The organism is Thermocoleostomius sinensis A174, from assembly GCF_026802175.1.
In the GTDB taxonomy this organism is placed as follows: domain Bacteria; phylum Cyanobacteriota; class Cyanobacteriia; order Elainellales; family Elainellaceae; genus Thermocoleostomius; species Thermocoleostomius sinensis.
The window spans coordinates 2,492,947-2,511,809 of the sequence record NZ_CP113797.1 but is presented as its reverse complement, the minus strand read 5'-3'; the positions used below and the strand labels follow the sequence as shown (position 1 = coordinate 2,511,809).

The window sequence follows — 18,863 nt, the reverse complement described above, 5'->3', positions numbered from 1 at the left end:
GCAGAATTCCCATGAGTTCTCCCATGTTGACCCAATCAGCCATTCCCGCTACCGAACAGCGGCTCGTTAACAAGCTAGACATTTACCAGGGCCTGGGCGTTACGGAAGTCTGGCAGTGGCAGAATGGACAGTTTCAGATTTATCACCTGCGCTCAACAGGTTACGAAGTGATTGCCAGCAGTGAACTGCTGCCCAATTTAGATTTTTCGCTGTTGACCCGCTACGTCAAACCTGCTGCCCAGTTTGATGCAGTCATGGAGTTCCGCGAAAGCTTCGCTGTTGCCGAAGGCAAGCGGCTGCGGTCTAAAGGATAAATTCTACCTTCTCAGGAGCCAGTGCTATGACGATCGCCACCCAGAAACTCACCTTTGAAGAGTATCTTGCCTACGACGATGGCACAGACACCCGCTACGAATTAGTCGATGGAGAACTCGTACCCATGAGTCTAGGAACTGGTAAACATGGTGGGATTGCCGAATTTCTCAACGATCAGTTTCGTGAGCAGATCAAACGTCGAGAACTTCCCTGGACTTCCAAACAAATGACTGTCGGCGTTCGCTCTCCACGTGGGCGAAATTGGGATACTTCTCGCATTCCCGATGTCACTGTTTTGGCAGCGGCTCAATGGGAAGCCATGAGCGATCGTGAAGCCGTGATCAATCTCAATGAGCCACCCCCGATTCTGGTCGTCGAAGTCGTTAGCCCCTCCACCAAAACCGACGACTATCGCTCAAAACGCTCTGAATATGGGCTGCTAGAAATCTCCGAATATTGGATCGTTGACCCGTTGGAAGAAAAAATTACTCTCTGTATCCTGGAGCATCAGTTTTATGACTCCACAGAATTTCGAGGCGATGACTTAATCCAGTCTCCCACCTTTCCAGACCTCAACCTCACAGCCACTCAAATTCTGGCAGGCAAACTGTAGCAAGCAACTACTCAAAACAAAGAATCCTACCTGATCAGGTAATGGCAAATTCTGTCAATGGGCGCTTACTCGGATGCTGAAATCCCAGCACAATATCTTGTTTAGGCACTCCTGCCGCCAACAAATCGTCAACGACGCAAAGATCGGCATATAGCTCCGTATTTTCATATTTGATGAAATATAGATCAGCCGTAATCACCCAACCATCTTTAATCAAGGCTGATTTCACCGCATCATGGTAGAGATCTCGTGCAGCCATGGCGAAGGTGGTCAGGCTACCACACCTTTGCCATCGAACCTCAATGAATAGATGCCTACCTCAAGCCTTCATGAAGCTGTGAGTACCCATCCGGAATTCTCAGCAATTTGTGGGCATTCTGGTATTAATGCCCTGCTCCTAATAGGCTATCTATGTCGTCTACTACCCCTGCTGAGGTTCGCACTCACCTGCTCGATGCTCTACAACTGGATTTAGTTGGCCCCACTCCCGATGATTTGGCTCACGCCGAAGAAATTATTCCCCAACCGCCTTCCAAGTGGTATCTCACCGGGTTCCTGGTACCCTGCAATGCTCCAATAGACGTGCGATCGGATGACACAGGTGACGATGAACTGGATGCCGTCAGTCGTTCCGGGGCAGGTGACGATGAAGCAACTCCTGATAAATCCTCTGCCCGCAAAGGCTTTTTTCCCTCATCAATGGGAATGAGCCTTTTAGTCCCTAAACAGACCTCCTCTCTGCATATCACCGTCTGCTGGGGCGACTACAAGCCACTCCTCACTGATCAAATCGAAGCAGAATCCAAAAGCACACTGAGAGTCGGAACCTGGCAGCGCACTCCTCGCCACGCCAACCTCACAGTACCCATTCAAATCAGCGAAACGCCATTGGAATTCGACATTCCAGAGAGCAAAGGGCTGAAGTTAATGGTTTCTGCCCGCTCCGTAACTTCCGAAGATTTAGTGCCCCCCGGCACACGCTCCGTCTCCATCTTCCTGGTGAATCAACGCCGTCCGGCTCCCAATAAAGCCTCCGATGCTGCCCATGCCTTTCAAACTAAATTGATCATTCAGACGGAAGATGCCTTTGTTCCCCGTCCTGATTTACGCGGTGGTAACGGTGAAGACTGGGATGAGCGAGTCGCAGACCTGCAATATCGAGATGATTATGAATTTGCAGTTGGGCACAACGTTTCGGCAATTGCGATGGTAGAGCCTGGTGGCATTTGCCAAAAAGCCTGGACTGCCTGGATACCGACCGCAGATGTCGAGAAGGTGATTCCAGCTACAGTGCCCGACGTTGAGTTGGAGATGGAACGCCTTGCCGCTGCCCCAACACCTGCTGCATTACGCGACTTTTTGCAGCCAATGGTCGATGCTTATGCCGAATGGATCGCAGAACAACGAGCCAAAGCACCCAGCAGTCCCAAACATCGATCGGAAACGGCAAGCGATTTGCTCAACCGAGCCGTGATTGCTAACCAGCGAATTGCAGCCGGACTGCAAGCGATGAACGACCCGCAGGTGTTTGAAGCATTCCGCATCGCCAACCGTGCCATTGCCACCGCCATTCGTCAGCGGCTGACCCATGACAAAGAAGGAGTTATGCCAGAGTCTCTGTCTGCTCCAAAGTGGCGACCCTTCCAGTTGGCATTTCTGCTGATGAACATTGTCGGCATTGCTAACCCAGAACAGGACGACAGAGAACTCGTCGATCTCCTCTTTTTTCCCACAGGCGGCGGTAAAACCGAGGCATACCTAGGATTGGCCGCGTTTACGCTGGTGCTACGACGGTTGCGTCAGCCTGGTATTCACTCGGCAGGTTTAAGTGTGCTGATGCGCTACACACTGCGGCTGCTGACGCTCGACCAACTCGGACGGGCAGCAACCCTGATCTGTGCCCTGGAACTGGAACGACAGAACGACGTGGAAAAATTAGGCAAGCATCCTTTTGAGATTGGTCTGTGGGTAGGCCAAGCCGCAACTCCCAACAAGATGGGAAAGAAAGGAGATGGAGACGAAAACAGCGCACGGGCAAGAACGATCGCCTACCAAAACAACGACAGACAGAAGCCTTCTCCCATTCCCTTAGAAAACTGTCCCTGGTGTGGGACCCGTTTCACCAAAAATTCCTTCCAATTACTGCCCGACCCTAACGAACCAGATGACCTTCGAGTTGCCTGCGTCAACCGCAAAAAACGATCGGATGGCAAGCCGCAATGCGCGTTTATCGGCAATCAGCCGCTACCCATTCTGACGGTCGATGATCAAATTTATCGACGGTTGCCCTGTTTCATCATCGCCACAGTGGATAAATTCGCCAGTCTGCCCTGGGTCGGTGAAACGGGTGGACTGTTTGGTAAAGTCGAACGCTACGACAAAGACGGTTTTTATGGACCCTGCCGTCCCGGTCGCGGACACCCCCTCAACCACCCCCTCCCTCCGCCAGACCTGATTATCCAAGACGAATTACACCTGATTTCCGGGCCACTTGGGACAATGGTTGGACTTTACGAAACCGCCATTGATGCCCTGTCTACCCAGGAGGGAAAGCAAAAACAGATTCGTCCCAAAATTGTGGCATCCACCGCAACAGTTCGCCGGGCAACGAATCAAATTCGTGCTTTATTTGGGCGAGAGGCTGTGGATGTGTTTCCGCCTCCTGGACCCGATCGCCGCGATTCCTTTTTTGCCAAAACGGTTCCTGCTACTGAGAAAAATGCCCGCACTTACATTGGCATTGCTGCTCAGGGACGCAGTTTGAAAGTTGTGCTGCTGCGAACCTATCTGGCATTGCTGGGGGCTGCCCAAAAAGATTGGGAACTGGCCGGTGGGAGCGAAAATCCCAATAATCCTGCTGACCCCTATATGACGCTACTGGGCTACTTCAACTCTCTACGGGAACTGGGTGGGAGCCGCCGCATTGTGGAAGATGAAGTAAATGCCCGATTAACCCAATACAGTCAGCGCAAGCGACTTGGAGAAGCAGAAGGTTCCTTTGCCGATCGCAAAATTAACGATCTGCCTCTGGAATTAACCTCTCGTGTTAGCACCAACCAGGTTGCTGATACGAAACGTCGTCTGGCTTTGCCGTTCCAGGATAAGGAACACGTTGATGTCACCCTGGCAACCAACATGATTTCGGTGGGTCTAGATATTACCCGCTTGGGTCTGATGGTCGTGTTAGGGCAACCCAAAACGGCGGCTGAATACATCCAGGCAACTAGTCGGGTGGGTCGAGACGAAAAGCGCCCCGGCTTAGTGATCACGCTCCTCAATGTTCACCGTCCCCGCGATCGCTCTCACTATGAACGCTTTCAGGCATGACACATCACCTTCTACCGGGCAGTGGAAGCCACCAGTGTCACCCCCTTTTCCCCCCGCGCCATTGATCGAGGGATTGCAGCTATTACGGTTGCCCTCGCGAGATTAGGCGATCGTCGTATGACTGCTCCCCTTCGAGCAATTGATATTTTGCAACACCGCAAGGATTTAGAAGGAATTGCCGATGTGATTGCTCATCGAGCCGAGATGCATGACAAAGCACTCAATGACAAGGATGCCGATGATCTTCGCCAAAAGGTAAAAGGACGGGTCATCAGCCTTTTGGACACTTGGGAGCATATCGCCAGCCAGAAAATCATGCTCCAGTATCAGCAGGAGGTGGGGCAAGCTCCACCGCTCTTGTTTGACCCCCTTGATCCGGAGCTAGAACGCCAGCCTTTAGAAGTCCGTAAATTCAAAGCACAACGCAGTTTACGGGATGTGGAACAAACAGTGAACCTGTGGGTACGCAATCCCGATGGTTTTGAGATTGAGGAGGATGAATAGATGAAAGCGAAGAATAAGCGACCTCCTTCTGGAGAAATTCGGCAAAGCCAAATTATTTCCACCTTTGGACCTGGAGCGATGGTTGATCTGCCCAACCATTCAATATTGATTGGGGGACTGAACCACTGGAAGGGCGATCGCCGTCGTATTTACGAGGATCGGTTAGCAGAACGAGTCTGTGAACTACTGGAAGTTAAGCAGATTGCTATGTATGCCCCACCAGTAGACGAACAAGACCCCAAAGCAACTCGTAGCGGCATTACATCTTTCGTTTTCCCAACCTGGTTTCTGGCGCAGATCGAAGAGTTTTGGAATGCACCCAACGGTCGCAGCTACCGAACCCGTCCTCTCCTGCCTTGGGGCAGCCTAGTGAAAGGAAAGTATCTGACCCCAGAGAGGAAGAAGGTTCCTGTAGTTCCGGTACGCTTTGTGCATGGTGATAGCCCAAATCGTAACTGTCGAGGGCAACTTTGGTTAGATGAAGGGGGATCTGGAAATGACTTCGTGGATATTTTCGTTCGCTGCGAAGCCTGTAAAGCCCGTCGTCCCCTCTCCGATGCAACCGTTCCCAATGGCAGAGTTTTAGGATCGTGTGATGGGCATCGTCCCTGGCTTGGTCCTGCGGCGAAGGAATTTTGTGTCTCTCAAACCACGGGTAAACCAGAATATAACCGTTTGCTGGTACGTTCTGCCAGTAATGCCTACTTTGCTCAAGTCCTCAGTGTTATCTCCTTGCCAGACTCGGATGAAGCACTGCGGAAGGCAGTCGATCTGGTCTACGAAGATTTTCTGCAATTTGCGGAAGACATTGGCGATATTAAACGCGATCGCAAAAAACAGAAAGTAGCAACGGCGATCGAAGCCTTTAGCGATGAAGCAGTCTGGACAGAAATAAAGCGCCGTCAAAGTGGCTCAGTTGATAAGCCAAAAAGCATTAAACAGGTTGAAATTGAAACCCTACTGTCCCAACCAGATGAGGTCGGGGAAGATGTACCGGAGGGTGACTTCTACGCTCGAACTCGACACTTAGACGGACTCACCCCACTCCTATCCGCCCGGATCGATCGCATTGTTTTGGTTCATCGGTTGCGGGAGGTCATTGCTCAAGTTGGCTTCACTCGCTTTGAGGCAGCCATGCCCGATATTGATGGGGAATTGTCGCTGGATGTGCGCCGTGCTGCCCTGGATATTGAACCTACCTGGGTGCCTGCGATCGAGAACAAGGGGGAAGGCATCTTCATTTCGTTCAAGAAAGCAGCGATCGAACACTGGCTCAAACAAGATGCGGTACAAAAACGGGGTCGCATTCTGTATCAAGGCTTTGACGAGTGGCGCAGCCAACGGGGACTTGACCCAGACAAAGCCAAGTTTCCCGGCTTGCCCTACATCATGCTGCACTCGCTGTCGCACCTGTTGATCACGGCAGTTTCTTTGGAGTGTGGTTACGCGGCTAGTGCCATTCGAGAGCGCATTTACACAGGGGAATCAGGCTATGGCATTTTACTCTATACGGGCACTTCTGGATCTGAAGGGACGCTCGGTGGCTTGGTTCAAGTTGGGCAGCGAATTGAATACCATCTGATCAACGCCTTGGAGATGGGCAAACTCTGTTCCAATGATCCGGTGTGCGCTCAACATCAACCTAACAATCCCCAGGAGGATCGGTTCCTACATGGTGCGGCCTGTCATGGCTGCTTGCTGATTGCAGAACCGTCCTGTGAACGCCGCAATGAGTTTCTCGATCGGGCACTGGTGATAGATATAGTCGAAGGTCTGGGAGCAGAGTTTTTTGATGTGGGAGGGCTGTGATGTCCCCCTGAAGCTAAGCCAACCGGCTTTAGTCGGACTTGCGGCTGCGCTCAAAACCGGAAGGCTACACGCACCCTATTCGGTGCCTACTATAGAAAGCTATGTCCCTAAAGGACTCTGCTGGGAAATTGTGGATGAACTGAATTACCTCAGTACAATAGGCTCGTCTCCTCAATAGATCAGGGGGTGGCGAATTGGATTTTCTAAATCAGATCTGAATTGGCGTAGCTAGGGGTTTATCGTGAGTCCTTGGTTTTAAAGGCGCATCCACTGCAAATGCTCTGGCAGTAATTTGGCCAAATCATAATGCTCTAGGATTGTAGTTCTAGCATTGTGGCGCAGAGCGGCCATTCGATCGGGGTGTTCCAGTACTTCATCCACTCGATCGGCAATGGCATCCGGCGAAAAGAAATCTACCAGTAATCCATTCTCGCCATCGCGGATTACTTCCATCACAGGTGGCGTACTAGACCCCAAAATCAAGCAACCCGTTGATAACGCTTCCAGCATTGACCACGACAGCACAAACGGATAGGTGAGATAAATGTGCACCGACGACGCTTGCAACACTTGCAGGTATTGATCATAGGGAAGCCGCCCAGTGAAGTGCAATCGAGTCAAGTCTAACTGCGGCAGTGCTTCCAGCATCAGTTGCTTGTAGGTTTTATTGTCTGGTAGTGTGCGCCCATAAAACACTCCTTCTTCACCCACCACCACCACATGGCAATTGGGACGACGTTGTTGAATAATCGCCACCGATCGCATGAATTGCGGAAACCCGCGATAAGGTTCCATACCTCTGGCAACATAGGTAATCAGTTCATCAACCTGAGATAAATCCAACCCGATCGAAGGCAACACCAACTTGGCACCGGGACAGGGTTGAAAAAAGCTAGTATCAATGCCATCGTGCAACACGTTCAGCTTGGGTTGAAACTCTGGCGGAAATTGCTGTCGCTGCCACCGGGTTGGAGACAGCCCCCGATCGCAACTATAGAGATCAAGCAGAATTGGAGCATTGCGCACCCGCACCCGCAGTTGATCGTCAATGGTAAACTCCATATCTGGATCAAAATCGCAATCGGAGCCAGCGGCATGATAAAACCACTCGAAATAGCACAATAGCTTCGCTTGTGGAAAAATATCTTTGATAAACAGCGTAGGTCCCCAACCAGAGTGACCATAAACAATATCGGGTTCAAATCCCTCATCTTTCAGCTTTTGCGCAACGCGATACACCGCCTGACCATTGAGCACAGCCGTTTCCAGCGATCGAACATAGTGATGAATTTGGGGAGAGGGCTGCCGGCTAGGAGCAAACAACACCTTAGTGACCCCGTTCAAACTACCCTGCTGCCGAGACGTACCAAACACCACCTGATGATTTGGCAGTTGGGCCAAAGCTGTAGCCAAGTGACGAAATTGAGCCGGAAAGTTGGGGTGTAAAAACAGAATGCGCATTAGAGAGAGTCGATCGTATCAAGAGCAGACAGCAGCCGTTCTACGCTAGCATTTGGCTCTAGAAAAGAAAACAAATGGCGGAAGCGCAGCCGACCCGATCGATCCACAATGAACTGGGCTGGCAAAGGAGCACCCAGTGCTTGTCCCACCTCATAGAGCCGAAATACCTGACAGGTTGGGTCACTGAGGAATGGCATTGTGATTCCTAAGTCTTGAATGACGATTTGGCTTTGTAATGCATCCGTACTGCTGATCATCAACACCTCGACTCCGCGCTGCCTAAACTGCTCGTAGGCTTGATTCATCGCTTTAATATGGGGATAGCACAGCGGACAATAGTGGCGCTCGGTGAAGATGCGCGTGAACGCTAAAACGACAGGATGGACAGCCGTGTAGTCGGATAGCCTGACCCACTGCCGCGTCTGAATGTGGCAAAGTTCAAACGGGGGAGCAAAAATCCCAAGGGGAAACTGGTTGGTGGCGGGAATGGGTAAGAAGTTCTTGAAAAACCGCTCGCTAAATAGTCCAGTCAGATCCACCGCATTGGCCATAGTTCGATCGCTCCCCTCAAGTCTCCTTGTTGTACTGTTGTTGGTTGTACTGTTGTTGTATTGTTGTATTCCGTTAGCTGTTCCAGTCTGGTTTCTAGTGTAGTGGATTTGCACAGGTTCGCCGTTGATATCGATCGCCTTTTTCAGAAGGAATCGAGGCTTGAAGTCTCTTTGAAGAATTTGAAGAATCAGGGACTGGGTTGCGCAACTCCTGCACGGTTGAACTGTGCACCATCTCAAGCTCTCAATAAGCTAGAACTTGACCGTTGGGTTGAACGCTAAGTGTGCGAATATTCTCGCCCAGATCTCCTGTGCCCACCAGCGAGAGTGATAATGTGCTGGAAGCTTCCGTAGCCAGAGGGATAACTCGCACAAAGCCACCATCGGGCCGCACGAGCGTTAGCGTAGCTGGCACCGGAATCGCTCGTAACACAACCGCTTGTCCACCGCCCAAGGTGCGCGGCTCGGTATTCCCAATTACTTGATAGGTGATGGAGGTGGTGGTGTCATTTTGCAGGCGAATGTCCACCGTTCCATTGATTGGGGTAACTACGGCGATCGTCTCTTGTACCGCTTCTGGCAAGGGAGGAACGGGTCCAACATTTCTTTGAACAGACGGGCTAAGCGGTGGCGACGCTGGAGGAGAAAAGCGACGTGAACGATGAGTAGCAGCATTGGGCGGACACCCGGCTGGCACAGCCCGCGTGCTATTAAATGGTTCTTCGTAGTAGATGTGGGGACAAGGATTGCGAGTTTGTGCAGCGGCTTCAGGAATGAGGGCGATCGTCGGCAGTCCAAGCACGACGCCAATTAACAGACGGAACCAAGGACAGATGAACATTCGTTGAGCGAGCATCATAGGGAAACCTCCGACTGTTAGGTAAGAGATAGGCTTGTGAATAACAGCCCTTGTTGAGCAAAGTTGCTATCCCGTTAGTCGGTTATGCTCCTCCAAATGTTTCGGCGCGGTCGCTAGGAGAGAAGTGGGCCACAACTACGCTTAATTCAAGCACTGAGTGCATCAGAACCGAATCAGCAATCTTTCAGAATGTTTTTCTCTTTTTTGAATTGCATCAGGTAGTTCGCTAGTTCACAAAACCCCGCGGCTTCAGGAGATTGAGTGATGAACGTGGGGCGATGGGTCAATTGATCAACATAGGCTAGTACATTAGCAACCCCTACAGACATCGGAAAATGATGGCGATTGAACAGGCTTTCGTCATTGGGACTATCACCGACGGTGACAATATGCTCGGCTGTGTACTGAGGAAAATAGCGACTGAGCACCTCTAGTAGCCCGATGGCCTTGTTTTGTTGGGCTGGTTTGATGTGACACTGCACTGTGCTGTAGGTAAAGCCCCAGCCTTGATCATGACAGTGATTGGACATTTGCCGTAGATCTTCTGGGCGCAGTCCCTCTACATCAAACGTCCAGTCGGTGAGGCGAAACGGGTTATCGTGCGAGGCTTGAATCGACGGGAACGCTACCTGTAGCTCGCGAAACATGGCGGCTAATTTCTGCCGATGCACGGCAATATCGGCGATCGGAGTCAACAACTCGCTGGCTTCCGAATGTCTTGAATAAAACAAGCCGCCGTTTTCAGCAATTGCTCCTGCAATGGGTAAATAATGGGCTACGCCTTGAACCCAACCCGCCGACCGTCCGGTCACAATCACAACTGGAATGTCAACAAGCGCCAGATCTAGTAGCGCTTGCAGCAACGCCGGAGTAAATTTACCAGCCTGTGTCAGTGTTCCATCCATGTCGGTGGCAATCAGACGAACGGCACGGAGGTCTACATTCAACGGTTGTAGTGGCATTGAAGGTGTTGATATGAGACACTCTATTATCCAGTATTTGTGTAATGTATCTCTGTGATGTATCTCTGTAATTTTGATTTTGTAACGGAACGAAGACTAGTGAAGCTGTAGACACTCATTAAATCTGAGTCCGGAAAATAATCGTACAGCCGCAGTACATTGACAAGGCGTAAACAAGAATACAAAAGGAAAATTGTTGATCTCTACAAAAAGAATATTAAGATTGTTGATCTCTACCGAAACTTTACTCACCTTAGTATTATTTCTTATCTCAAAGATTTACCTAGAAGAAGCTCCATAAGACCTTACATCCTTCAAAAACAAGAGAATTTTTGGTTTTTTGCGATATTATCTTCCTCCTCAAACTGGCTTTTGGTTCATTCCATACAGCGCATGTAATTATAAAAAGCCCGTAAAGCGAAGCTTCACTGACAGGATATAGACACAGGTGTTTGCTATATTACCTGCCATATTTACAGAATAGGTTGTTAGGAGATGAATCTGATATGGCGCTTGTAAATATTGGTCGTGGGCCAGTGTCCTACAACTACTATGTTTTACGTGGCATTCTAGATGAGGCAATCATCCAGGAGATTCGATCTGTCGCTCAATTATTACCTCGGCAGGAGGGGTTGTACAGTCGAAGCGGCCTCAACAAAATGTATGTTTATCTAGATAAAATGCCGTCGTTGGTTGCGCTGCTTCCTCAGCTTTTTGATGATCTCCACATCATCGGCAGCAACTTTTTTTGTAGTGAGCCTACTGACCCCAAACAAGAATCTCATGGTGAGTGGCATACAGGGCATAGCCTCTACTTTGGTGTAGAGGGAGGAACTGCCATGACCTTGTGGATTCCCCTTCAAGATCTGAATGAAGAGACAGGGGGGCGTCTCAAGCTCTATAACGGTCGGTACATTAGTCAGATGGATGACCTCCTAGACTGTCAGGTACGCCATGCCGGTAACAGCATCTCTAATAAGCATTCTATTCTACAATTTCTCAATCACGAACTAGAGGCAAATCACAAAGCAGAGAACATGTCTGTTGGTGATGTCTTGCTCTTTGATGAAATGCTCCCACACCAAGCAGAGAAGTGTCGTATACATCGTGAGGTGTTTGCTGTGCGCCTCGTATTGGGGAATTACAGTCTTAACAAAGAGTTGATACAGAAAGTTATTACACGATATCAGACTGTTCCTGGAGAAAATAACTTTGCTGTTGAATATCTTGAGAACCTCATGGAATACAATGAATACAAGTTTCCTGGCTCGCCGGAAAGAGCGCATATGGATTCTATCCAAGAAACAATGCCTGTTGAATCCGTAACAGAACGAACCGTATTTCAACGAGTTCGAGAACGATTGCGAGTAAGATAAAAAAGAGAATTAGTTGATACCGATTTAACCTGTCTGCTCATCTTGATTTTGCTTGAATTGATAGCCACGCGTTCGTTCCTCTTAGATCAGGAGGGGCGAACAGTTTTAGGACTTTCTTGCCAGTACCTATTGAAAGCCGTGCCTTCCTTCTTAGCTTCCGCGTCTGGGAAAATTTGTCCACATCTCTCGTCGCGCTTCTGCCAATTCTGCTTCGATCGTATCAAGCCCTCGCCACACACCCAGCAGAGATTTGCGAGGTGTTACCGGAGAAGACACCAAATCGCGGGTGATCTGAGGAGCGATTTCTTCAATCAACCGCACCTTATCCGGTAGGGATAATTGTCCTGCTAAATTTAAGATTTCTTCAATTGTCACAACAGTGTCCATAAACTCCCGTACAGTTCGATCGATTGTGGATGAATGATGCCATAGTGTAGGTCACTTCAGGAAAAATGTATCACGCAAATTCCACTAATTTTGAAATACAGAGTTAGCCAGGCTTTTGGCTAGATTGTGCCACATAGATCACGATTCAACTCTATTAAGAGCGCTCTTGGCAAGTACGCCAGAATAATTGCAGCAATCAAGGTTTGCACAACTTTGCAAGAAGGTGATGCGTTCTCTGCAAATTCATCTAGTATTTAGCAGGTTCATGATGAAAGGATCAGGACACCCACGTTCACCAATTTCTGGATGGTTATGGCAGGACTCAATGCTGCTCATCGCAACCACTATTTTTTGCAAGAAGCAGAGCGAACTGGAATTCATCAGCCAATTCTGGCAGCCCTATACCGGGTGCATCAACAGCCTCAACTCAATGATGGCGAGGTTGGGTTAGGAATTGCGCCTGCCAATCGTATCGCTTTGGAGCAAGTTAGTACGTTTCCAGAGCAAGTACAATTTGCCGCTAACACCATTCGCAGCCTGACAGATAAGCTGGTGGCGCAAGGATGGAAAGGAGAAGAGTTTTGGGAACCAACGCAAGGACGCTATAGCGATCGCTTTCTAGGAGTCATTGCCAATGGCTACAATCCACCTGCCAATGATTTGGTGGCAGCTCGTCTGGAAGCTTGCGATCGCCCCACCCTCATTCAAGCCTATCTAGACAGTTTGGTGATTGAACAGTCTGCAAGCTCAGACACCGAGCACGCTCCATCTACGGTTGCCTATTTGGATGGGGCCCTACAGCAGTTTGTTGAACACATCACTCGTCATTATGTGGGCTTGTCCTATCAACGAGAAGCCTTATTGGAAGCTCTGCGGATTTGGCGTAAACTCGACTCGCGTCCGGCGATCGTGGCATCGCTGCTGTCATCGAGTCAATCAGAGAGTCAATCCAATCAATCCGATTCCCGTGAGGGCAATGGAGAGGACAGAACCCTGGATGATCGGCTGATCCAGGCTGTGCAACCACTGTCGTCATCATTTGCGGGCTATCCTCACCAGCGAGAGGCATTGATTCGGCTGGTGCAACGATGGCGACAACTGCCTTCTCGCCGGGCCACGATTTTGTCTCTGTCCACAAACACCGCTGCCGAAGTCGAGATCTGTGCGATCGATTCGGCCTTGATAGCGTTTGCCCAGTCTGTTTCTCGTCGCTATCGAGGTCAAGGAGAACAGCGCTATGCCCTCACGGAAACCTACCGGGTTTGGCACGAACTAGAGAGTCGAACCTTGGTGCTGAAAGAATTGGGAATTGATGCGCAGGTCTTGACTGCCAGCAATCCCGATCAAGCGGCATTAATTGATGCGGCTGCGCAGATCGATCGGGCGTTGCTGGAGTTCATTCGACGAACACCAGTGGAGTTTGCAGCGACACAATCGCAGCGGGAAGCCCTGATTCGCTTGGTGCAGCTTTGGCAGGGGCTAGACGATCGCAGCGGTGCGATTCAGGAACTGCTTGAGCAGGTACGCCGCATGGAAACGGCTCATCGCACTTCCCCGGATGCTCCCTTCGCTCCACAGCCGATCGCCCTCCCTCCCCGGCCTATGACTTGGACGCCAGAGACCATTCAACTGCATGCAGCAATTGTACCCAATGGCAGTTTCACGTGGGCAGAGGCTACCCAAGGCGGAAAACACGCTCCTCCTAACTTGGCAACGGTCGAGGCGATCGAGCGCATGGCTAAAGCGGCTCAACACGCGTGCGATCGAATCCACCGTCCCTTTCAGATTCTGCGATGGTATGATGCCTCGAAAGTGAGTCCTGATGTAAATCAACGAATGGTTGGAGCACTCGATCGACGTCATGAGCTTGGCGATGCCATTGAATTCTACTGTGATGGTTTAACTGGCAACCAGATTTATTATGCCCTCGACCCTTGGTGGCCGGGTGGACTCGGCCGCTATACCCAGTACCCGCTGCTTTGTTATCTTGACTGTCGCCACGATCGGGTGCGTTGGACGTGGTAACAGAGCCGCTTGATGGCACAGCCCTCCTTGCTTCACGATTCAGCTAAAACTTCATTCCTTGCTTGATCCGTCATCCTTCCTGATAAGGATAGAATGGTGAAGTTGACGAAACGTTACGTTAAAACCTTCTACTTTGACTGAGGAAAGAAAAGCGGGCAATGCGCATCTCTTTGAACTGGCTCCGAGAACTGGTAGATATTACGATCGCCCCAGAAGAATTAGCCGATCGACTGACGATGGCTGGCTTTGAAGTCGAAGAGATTGAAGATCGCCGCGCTTGGGCCGACGGGGTGGTCATTGGAAAGGTACTGAAACGGGAACCTCATCCCAATGCGGATAAGCTAAGTGTGTGCACCGTGGATATTGGAGCCGAAACGCCCTCCACGATCGTGTGCGGTGCGGCCAACGTGCGTGCCGATGTTTTTGTTCCAGTGGCAACAATCGGCACCTACCTGCCCAACATTGACTTGAAGATCAAGCCGCGTAAACTGCGGGATGTCCCCTCAGAAGGGATGATTTGTTCGCTGGCTGAAGTCGGCTTAGCTAAAGAATCGGAAGGCATTCACATTTTTCCCCACGCAGATTTACCCGTGGGTAGTGATGCGCGTCCATATCTGGGTTTAGACGATGTGGTGCTCGATCTGACCTCTACGGCCAACCGAGCCGATGCTCTTAGTATGGTGGGAATTGCCCGGGAAGTAGCAGCCTTGACGGGTGCCCAATTGAAATTGCCGATCGTGCCTGACGTTCTGGTCAAATCCGCAGGGAAGAATCTAGCAATTAAAATTACCGAGCCGCAAGCGTGTCCCATTTACATTGGCACTAGCATCACCGGAGTCACGATCGCGCCGTCTCCTCTATGGCTTCAGCAGCGATTGCAGGCAGCCGGGATTCGCCCCATCAATAACGTTGTTGATGTCACCAACTATGTGCTGCTGGAATGGGGACAGCCGCTTCATGCCTTTGATCGCGATCGGTTGCAAGCCGTTGCAGGTGGCAAAACTCTGACAATCGGCGTTCGCTTTGCTCGATCAGGAGAAACCTTAACCACGTTAGATGGTCAGGAACGCACATTGCAAGAGCAAGCCGTGCTGATTACGGCCAACGACCGACCCGTGGCCTTGGCGGGGCAAATGGGCGGTGAGGACACAGAAGTCGGTGCTGATACAAAAAATTTGGTGCTGGAGGCGGCTATTTTCGATTCTGTCACCACCCGACGTTCGGCTCGATCGCAGGCTTTGCGTACGGAAGCCTCGACCCGCTATGAACGGGGGGTTAATCAAGCAGAGTTGGAGATTGCTTGTCGCCGGGCCCTGCAATTGATTACGGAACTGGCCGGAGGAACGATAGAAACGCAAGTCATCGCTGACCATCGCCCTGATCAAGCTTTGACCAGCCGCACGATCGAACTGCGCCTAGAGCGAATCAATCAGATCCTGGGGCCCATCTATCTACATGGCAATCCTCAAGCTAATGGGTCTACTCCTTCCGAAGAAGACATTGGCGAACTGCAAGCGGGCGATGTGGAACGGGTGTTGACGGCCCTCGGCTGTGAGTTGCTGCCCGCTGAACAGCCCGGTGATTGGAGCGTCACCATTCCCCCCTATCGCTATCGAGATTTAGAACGAGAAATTGATCTAATTGAAGAAGTGGCACGGCTCTATGGCTATGACAACTTCTGCGATACATTGCCAGGCAAAACCGAGGCAGGCTATTTGCCGGATGATCAATTAGCGTTGCGTCAAATTCATGCGGCATTCCGGGCGATCGGATTAACCGAAGTGATTCACTATTCACTGGTGAAGCCAACCGAAGAAAATCAAGTGTCGTTGGCCAATCCGCTGTTCGTAGAATATTCAGCGTTGCGCACCGAGATGTTGACAGGGTTAATTGATGCGTTCCAGTACAACCTAGAGCAGGGCAACGGACCCCTGAATGCGTTTGAGATAGGACGGGTATTCTGGCGCGAAGAAAATGGTTTTTATGAAAGCGATGTAGCGGCTGGTATCATGGGCGGCGATGCTACGCGGGGGCGTTGGGTGCGGGGTGGTCGAGAACAACCCCTATCCTGGTTTGAAGCGAAGGGGAGGTTAGAAAGTGTGTTTCAACGGCTGGGCCTGACGGTGGAATATCAGCCCGATCGCCGTAACCCCATCCTGCATCCAGGTCGTACAGCGTCGCTGTGGATCAATGGCGATCGATTGGGCACGTTCGGACAATTACATCCTCAGTTTCGGCAACAGCGTGGCTTACCCGATGAAGTCTATGTATTTGAATTCAATCTAGATGTCATGCTGGAGTCAATGATTCAAGAGGATAGCTTGGCGTCCCTCTTCCAACCCTTCTCTGCCTATCCTGCTTCCGATCGCGATATTGCTTTCTTCGCACCAGTGAAATTCTCAGTAGCAGAAATTGAGCGATCAATTCGACAAGTAGCAGGAACGCTCTTGGAATCGGTGGAACTATTTGATGAATATCGCGGAGCCAATGTGCCTGCTGGAAAGCGCAGCCTTGCCTTCCGGTTAGTCTATCGAGCAGTCGATCGAACGCTTACCGATGACGATGTGGAACCCGTGCATCAAAAAGTGCGAGAAGCATTGGAAGAAAAATTCCAGGCAGAATTGCGCAGCTAAACTGTTCGCTTTTTGATTCCCTTTGTCGGTAAAAATGAAATCACCTACTTTTACTGCAAAAGTGATCTACTTTCATCCTCTTGACTGTTTCTTTAAAAGCAAGCTTTAGGGATTGCTTCTGCAACGAGGCAGTTGCTAGAGAGGATAGACCGATTCAATGTAATCACCCAAAAGGGTGATGTGATTACCAAGGGGCTTTAGTAAAGTAGAGCTTACCTGATATACCTAAGCAGTTTGTCCACCCGGTAGGTTATACGTCTGCCGGGTTTTTTGTCGGCTCAGTGTTCAGTTCAGTATTCGGCTCATTGTGTTCAGGAGGGGTGGCATGTCGGTAGGAGCACTATTGCATCAGGTTATTTTACGCTTTGACCGCGATCGGTTTCACCAAGATTTGTCAACGGCTGCTTTTGCCAATGGATATCTCTGGACAGCTTCCGACGAGGAAAATGCGATTGTGCGGTTGGCGACGATCGACGATTGGACAGTTGGCAATTCTGTCAGTTTTGAACTAAGTACCCTGCTGGCTGATTTTGATGATGCAGTGGGTGAGGTAGACATTGAAGGATTGGACTGCACGGCAGATGCGCTATGGCTAGTCGGGTCTCATGGAACCAAACGCAAAAAGGTCAAAAAAGGAAAAGTCGAGAACCTAAAAGTCATTAACACTGACCCAAACCGCTATCTGTTAGCCCGAATTCCGCTGGTTGATAATCAGTTAGTTGCTACCGCCACCCAGAAAGCCGCCTATTTACAAAAAACGCCAGACGGCAATGAATTGATAACGGTGCTGAAGCAAGACGAGTACCTCGCACCCTTTTTAGCTGAACCGCTGCCGCAGGTTCGTCCTCTGCCGGGCAAGGACAACGGATTTGATATTGAAGGATTGGTGACGCAACAAAATCGAATCCTGCTTGGCTTGCGGGGGCCGGTTTTGCGTGGCATTGCCATGATGTTAGAGCTAGAGCTTGACGAGCCTGAACCCGGACGCTTAGCCCTGAAACCTAATCGTGATGGCAGTCTATATCGTCGGCATTTCTTAGATCTGGATGGATTAGGAATTCGAGAGCTTTGCCTTGATGGAGAGGACTTGCTAATCTTGGCTGGCCCCACGATGGATTTGGATGGGACGTTGCGGCTATTTCGACTCAGCGATGTTTGGATGCTGCCCAACGACAGCTTTTCTGACCAAGCTACGCGACTTACAACTGTGTTTGACATTCCTCACGGTCGCGGAACTGACAAAGCCGAAGGAGTGGCACTGTGGCAGCGATCGGGACAGCCCAAAGGCGTCTTGATTGTATATGACTCGCCTAACCCCGATCGGGTGATTGATGGTAGTCATGTTGTGGCTGATGTGTTTGCTTTGGAGTAGACCACAGCCTGTTTGACGATTGAGTGGTGATACTCTTCAGGAGTATTCAAGTCCAGCAGTACCTCCGGCGTTTGAAACTCAACCAACTGAAGCTGAGCCGAATATTGTTGCACAAGCTGTCGTAGTCCCAAGGTTTGCTCTGACAGAGCGAGTAATTCCGATCGCAACTCACCAGAAAGTAGCAGCGGGTGTCCTCGGCGATCGCCGTAGACCGGCAAGGTGATGGGAGCTGTTGATTGTCGATGGGCTTGAAGCAACTGGGTATAAATAGTGGTCGATCGGGGTTGATCAACGGCTGAAATAATTAAGGTTTGTAGCTGAGTTGGCAGGACTGCCAGACCCGTTAAGATCGAACTAATTTTGCCGCGAGTGGTATCCGGGTTGACAACGACTTGCACATATGCCGGACAAGTTTCCTGTAGGTAAGCATTGTGTGTTCCCACAACGACCACAGGGGTAATAGTTGCCAGAAGCAACTGAGACAGTTGATAGGTCAATAGGGTTTGACTATCATGCCAGGGTAGAGACGCTTTGCACGTTCCCATACGAGTGGATGCTCCGGCCGCCAAGACGATCGCATATTCACTGCCATTGCTGTCAGATGTAGAGTCAGCCACCGCATCACACCTAGAGGTGCCATCAGAAGCAGAAGTTGGAAGTCGGGAGTTG

At 50.4% G+C, this 18,863-nt stretch carries 13 protein-coding genes and 2 pseudogenes; 8 read left to right on the top strand and 7 right to left on the bottom strand.

Features of this window, described 5'->3' with window-relative positions; genetic code table 11:
* The first annotated feature begins 11 nt into the window (after positions 1-11).
* Positions 12-314: a PDDEXK family nuclease gene (locus OXH18_RS10855; protein WP_268612802.1), complete on the top strand. Its 303-nt coding sequence runs from the start codon at positions 12-14 to the stop codon at positions 312-314.
* 26 nt (positions 315-340) lie between these two features.
* Positions 341-928 carry a Uma2 family endonuclease gene (locus tag OXH18_RS10850; RefSeq protein ID WP_268612801.1) on the top strand — a complete coding sequence of 196 codons (588 nt, stop codon included), beginning with the start codon at positions 341-343 and terminating at the stop codon, positions 926-928.
* 85 nt (positions 929-1,013) lie between these two features.
* Here the strand turns inward: OXH18_RS10850 and OXH18_RS10845 are convergent.
* Positions 1,014-1,187: pseudogene (locus OXH18_RS10845) on the bottom strand (element excision factor XisH family protein); the annotation flags it as partial.
* 152 nt (positions 1,188-1,339) lie between these two features.
* Between OXH18_RS10845 and drmA the strand changes: the two are divergent.
* Positions 1,340-4,759: pseudogene (gene drmA, locus OXH18_RS10840) on the top strand (DISARM system helicase DrmA).
* Complete coding sequence (drmB, locus tag OXH18_RS10830) at positions 4,760-6,568, top strand: DUF1998 domain-containing protein (RefSeq protein WP_268612797.1); 1,809 nt, start codon at positions 4,760-4,762, stop codon at positions 6,566-6,568.
* A gap of 255 nt (positions 6,569-6,823) precedes the next feature.
* Here the strand turns inward: drmB and OXH18_RS10825 are convergent, their stop codons facing one another.
* The 4 genes from OXH18_RS10825 to OXH18_RS10810 form a co-directional block, all read right to left on the bottom strand.
* Positions 6,824-8,029, bottom strand: coding sequence for a glycosyltransferase family 4 protein (locus OXH18_RS10825; RefSeq protein ID WP_268612796.1), 1,206 nt, complete (start codon positions 8,027-8,029; stop codon positions 6,824-6,826).
* Complete coding sequence (locus tag OXH18_RS10820) at positions 8,029-8,580, bottom strand: peroxiredoxin family protein (protein ID WP_268612795.1); 552 nt, start codon at positions 8,578-8,580, stop codon at positions 8,029-8,031. The genes OXH18_RS10825 and OXH18_RS10820 overlap by 1 nt, the downstream gene beginning before the upstream one ends.
* A gap of 244 nt (positions 8,581-8,824) precedes the next feature.
* Positions 8,825-9,439, bottom strand: a complete 615-nt coding sequence (locus OXH18_RS10815) for a hypothetical protein (RefSeq protein ID WP_268612794.1) — start codon at positions 9,437-9,439, stop codon at positions 8,825-8,827.
* Between the two features lie 173 nt (positions 9,440-9,612).
* On the bottom strand, positions 9,613-10,401 hold the full coding sequence (locus tag OXH18_RS10810; RefSeq protein WP_268612793.1) for an HAD family hydrolase: 789 nt from the start codon (positions 10,399-10,401) through the stop codon (positions 9,613-9,615).
* A gap of 485 nt (positions 10,402-10,886) precedes the next feature.
* On the opposite strand from OXH18_RS10810, the gene OXH18_RS10805 reads away from it, so the two are divergent.
* Complete coding sequence (locus tag OXH18_RS10805) at positions 10,887-11,777, top strand: phytanoyl-CoA dioxygenase family protein (RefSeq protein WP_268612792.1); 891 nt, start codon at positions 10,887-10,889, stop codon at positions 11,775-11,777.
* 150 nt (positions 11,778-11,927) lie between these two features.
* On the opposite strand, the gene OXH18_RS10800 is transcribed toward OXH18_RS10805, so the two are convergent.
* Positions 11,928-12,164: a hypothetical protein gene (locus OXH18_RS10800; protein ID WP_268612791.1), complete on the bottom strand. Its 237-nt coding sequence runs from the start codon at positions 12,162-12,164 to the stop codon at positions 11,928-11,930.
* Positions 12,165-12,476: 312 nt separating this feature from the next.
* Here OXH18_RS10800 and OXH18_RS10795 point away from each other — a divergent pair, with 312 nt between their 5' ends.
* The 3 genes from OXH18_RS10795 to OXH18_RS10785 all read left to right on the top strand — a co-directional run bounded on the left by OXH18_RS10795 (position 12,477) and on the right by OXH18_RS10785 (position 18,194).
* Complete coding sequence (locus OXH18_RS10795) at positions 12,477-14,189, top strand: peptidase M15A (protein WP_268612790.1); 1,713 nt, start codon at positions 12,477-12,479, stop codon at positions 14,187-14,189.
* Between the two features lie 158 nt (positions 14,190-14,347).
* Positions 14,348-16,822 (top strand): phenylalanine--tRNA ligase subunit beta, encoded by a 2,475-nt coding sequence (gene pheT, locus OXH18_RS10790; RefSeq protein ID WP_268612789.1) that lies wholly within the window; start codon positions 14,348-14,350, stop codon positions 16,820-16,822.
* Positions 16,823-17,147: 325 nt separating this feature from the next.
* Positions 17,148-18,194 carry a DUF3616 domain-containing protein gene (locus OXH18_RS10785; RefSeq protein WP_268612788.1) on the top strand — a complete coding sequence of 349 codons (1,047 nt, stop codon included), beginning with the start codon at positions 17,148-17,150 and terminating at the stop codon, positions 18,192-18,194.
* On the opposite strand, the gene OXH18_RS10780 is transcribed toward OXH18_RS10785, so the two are convergent.
* Positions 18,161-18,811: a nucleotidyltransferase family protein gene (locus OXH18_RS10780; RefSeq protein ID WP_268612787.1), complete on the bottom strand. Its 651-nt coding sequence runs from the start codon at positions 18,809-18,811 to the stop codon at positions 18,161-18,163. The two genes, OXH18_RS10785 and OXH18_RS10780, sit on opposite strands and share 34 nt — an antisense overlap.
* Between the last annotated feature and the right edge of the window lie 52 nt (positions 18,812-18,863).

Coding starts and splice junctions, on each gene's coding strand:
- OXH18_RS10855 (WP_268612802.1), top strand. CDS start 12: ATGAGTTCTCCCATGTTGACCCAATCAGCCATTCCCGCTACCGAACAG.
- OXH18_RS10850 (WP_268612801.1), top strand. CDS start 341: ATGACGATCGCCACCCAGAAACTCACCTTTGAAGAGTATCTTGCCTAC.
- drmB (WP_268612797.1), top strand. CDS start 4,760: ATGAAAGCGAAGAATAAGCGACCTCCTTCTGGAGAAATTCGGCAAAGC.
- OXH18_RS10825 (WP_268612796.1), bottom strand. CDS start 8,029: ATGCGCATTCTGTTTTTACACCCCAACTTTCCGGCTCAATTTCGTCAC.
- OXH18_RS10820 (WP_268612795.1), bottom strand. CDS start 8,580: ATGGCCAATGCGGTGGATCTGACTGGACTATTTAGCGAGCGGTTTTTC.
- OXH18_RS10815 (WP_268612794.1), bottom strand. CDS start 9,439: ATGATGCTCGCTCAACGAATGTTCATCTGTCCTTGGTTCCGTCTGTTA.
- OXH18_RS10810 (WP_268612793.1), bottom strand. CDS start 10,401: ATGCCACTACAACCGTTGAATGTAGACCTCCGTGCCGTTCGTCTGATT.
- OXH18_RS10800 (WP_268612791.1), bottom strand. CDS start 12,164: ATGGACACTGTTGTGACAATTGAAGAAATCTTAAATTTAGCAGGACAA.
- OXH18_RS10795 (WP_268612790.1), top strand. CDS start 12,477: ATGGCAGGACTCAATGCTGCTCATCGCAACCACTATTTTTTGCAAGAA.
- pheT (WP_268612789.1), top strand. CDS start 14,348: ATGCGCATCTCTTTGAACTGGCTCCGAGAACTGGTAGATATTACGATC.
- OXH18_RS10785 (WP_268612788.1), top strand. CDS start 17,148: ATGTCGGTAGGAGCACTATTGCATCAGGTTATTTTACGCTTTGACCGC.